This window comes from Sphingomonas sp. (assembly GCF_019242355.1).
Taxonomy (GTDB): domain Bacteria; phylum Pseudomonadota; class Alphaproteobacteria; order Sphingomonadales; family Sphingomonadaceae; genus Sphingomicrobium.
The window spans coordinates 1-2,426 of record NZ_JAFAVR010000105.1 but is presented as its reverse complement, the minus strand read 5'-3'; the positions used below and the strand labels follow the sequence as shown (position 1 = coordinate 2,426).

3 protein-coding genes are annotated in these 2,426 nt (G+C 65.1%); all 3 read right to left on the bottom strand.

What is annotated here, in order from left to right; all coding sequences use genetic code 11:
* The coding region (pth, locus tag JOZ79_RS04845; RefSeq protein WP_294071384.1) for an aminoacyl-tRNA hydrolase at positions 1-484 on the bottom strand (484 nt) is incomplete at its 3' end.
* Between the two features lie 89 nt (positions 485-573).
* Positions 574-1,242 carry a 50S ribosomal protein L25/general stress protein Ctc gene (locus tag JOZ79_RS04840; protein WP_294071381.1) on the bottom strand — a complete coding sequence of 223 codons (669 nt, stop codon included), beginning with the start codon at positions 1,240-1,242 and terminating at the stop codon, positions 574-576.
* 105 nt (positions 1,243-1,347) lie between these two features.
* Positions 1,348-2,145 carry a TraB/GumN family protein gene (locus JOZ79_RS04835; RefSeq protein ID WP_294071377.1) on the bottom strand — a complete coding sequence of 266 codons (798 nt, stop codon included), beginning with the start codon at positions 2,143-2,145 and terminating at the stop codon, positions 1,348-1,350.
* Positions 2,146-2,426: the final 281 nt, after the last annotated feature.

The window sequence follows — 2,426 nt, the reverse complement described above, 5'->3', positions numbered from 1 at the left end:
GATCCGACAGCGGCTCCATTTCCGATTTCGCATAATTGCCGAGTACGTGCGGAGTGACGAGGTCCTTGCGGCCCGGCCCCGGATGACCAATGCCGATCCGCACCCGCCGGAAATCCGGCCCCAGCGCCGCGTCGATCGAGCGCAGGCCGTTGTGGCCGGCGAGTCCGCCGCCCATCCTGACCTTCACCTTCATGGGGGCGAGGTCGAGCTCGTCGTGGAAGACGGTAAGGGCGTTCATGTCGAGCTTGTAGAAGCGGAGCGCTTGCTGAACCGCGTCGCCGCTGTCGTTCATGAATGTCTGCGGCTTCAGCAGCAGGACGCGGTGCCGACCCAGCCGCCCTTCAGCGATCAGGCTGCGGAACTTCTTCTGCCATGGGCCGAAATCATGCACTTCCGCAATAATGTCGGCGGCCATGAAGCCGACATTGTGCCGGTGGAGCGAATATTGAGCACCGGGATTTCCGAGGCCGACCCAGATCTGCATCGCCACGCCCTAGCCTGCGATCGGGACAAAAAGAAACCGCCCGCCGTTTCCGGCGAGCGGTTCCATGATGTTCGAAAGCGATGGAAAGCTCAGGCTTCCTCGCCACCCTCCTCGGCTTCGTTCTCGGCCTCGGATTCGCCGACGGTCGGGACCGCGGCCTCCGGAGCCGTTTCCTCTTCCTCGGACTTCATCGCCGACGGAGCAACGACTGTGGCAATGGTGAAGTCGCGATCTTCGATCGCGGCGGTCGTGCCCTTCGGCAGGGTCACGGCGCTGATGTGGATCGAATCGCCGATGTCGAGGCCGTCGAGCGGAACGTGGATCTCGTCCGGAATGCTCGCAGCGTCGCAGACCAGCTCAAGCTCGTGCTGGACGACGTTGAGGACGCCGCCGCGCTTGAGGCCGGGCGAGGCTTCCTCGTTGTCGAAACGCACGGGTACTGCGACGGTGACCTTGGTGTGCTCGCCGATGCGCAGGAAATCGACGTGGATCGGCCGGCTCGTGACCGGGTGGAAGTCGATTGCCTTGGGCAGCGTCCGGTGCGCCTGGCCGGCGACGTCGATCATCACGACCGAATTCATGAAGTGGCCTGTGGAAAGCATCTTGCTGAGCAGCTTTTCCTCCACGTGGACGGAAAGCGGCTCCTTCTTTTCGCCGTAGACCACGGCGGGCACCCGGCCATCGCGTCGCAATGCTCGGGAGGCTCCCTTGCCAGCCCGGTCGCGCGCTTCGGCGGGCAGCGTCAGCTGTTCGCTCATTTCGCTAATCTCCGATTATCAAATGACCCCGCCACGCCTCCAGGGATGACCATGGCTTGGGGAGCGCGCCTGCTAGTGCAGGCGTGGCTGAAAAGCAAGCTGGGCTCAGTTGAGCCGGGTCGACTCGATCCCACGTTCGGCAAGGCGCACAAGGACGCTATCCTTGCCGACGAGATGGCCGGCGCCGACTGCGACGAAGACCGTGCCCGGGCTGCGGAGTCGGGCGGCGATCCAGTCGGCCCAGCGGGCGTTCCGCTCCGAGAACATCATGCGGTAGGTGTCGGGCGACGTCCTGCGCAATTGGTCGACCAGACGCACGAACACGCTCTGGTCGCCACGCTCCCAAGCCGATTCCATGTCGCTCATGGTCGCGGACGCCTCAGCCGCGGCGCTGCCCGCCGACGGCCCGGCGGCAATCGCTTTCGCCGGCGCCTCGATGGGCATCTGTCGGAACATACGGACTTGCAGGTCGAGCGTCTCAAGCCCCTCGACAGACTTGCCTTCTGCCTCCGCGACATGGCGAAGCACCATGTCTGCTCCATTGGCGACGCTCATCCCGTGCGAGCGCCCGGCGGAGATCGCGAGCCGCGTGGTTGCAAGGAACGAGGCCGAGGGAGCGACGGAATAACCGGCGGTCAGCGTCGGCGGAGCCGGGGCGGGCCGCGCCGGCTGGCCCTCCGGAAGCATCGTTTCCAAGACCAGCTCCTGCGAGCCCTCGAACGCCGTCCTCAGGTTGCCGCTAAGCCAGTCCGACTGGCCATCGAGCGCATGAAAGGTGCCGAAGATGTAGATCGTCGTGTCGTTGTCGTGCACGACGAACATGGCGGGCTTGGGGTCCGCCACCTGCGAGGGGGCGCTCGGCAGTGTCATCGACAAGGACGCGGCAAGCAGCAGATCGATCATGCGCCAACCTCCGACAAGGCCGGTGCGGAGGAGTGCGATTAGCAGCGCGCGGCGAACCGGCAATACGGCTCACCTGCCGCGAGGATACCCCCCGCGAAGCGCTCGATCGCATCGTGCCCCCCGACCCGACAGCTTGCCCATGGCTATCGCCGCGGATCGGAAAGTCTAGCGAATTCAGCGGCAGGTGAGACTTTTTCCGTGCATATCGCGACTTCGGCTCACTGGACGCGGCGAACCGCGTAGCCGTCGCGCTGAAGCAGGTCGACCACCGAATCCGGACC

What these genes read in the sequence shown, in the direction of transcription:
- JOZ79_RS04840 (WP_294071381.1), bottom strand. Translation starts at nt 1,242, where the DNA reads ATGAGCGAACAGCTGACGCTGCCCGCCGAAGCGCGCGACCGGGCTGGC.
- JOZ79_RS04835 (WP_294071377.1), bottom strand. Translation starts at nt 2,145, where the DNA reads ATGATCGATCTGCTGCTTGCCGCGTCCTTGTCGATGACACTGCCGAGC.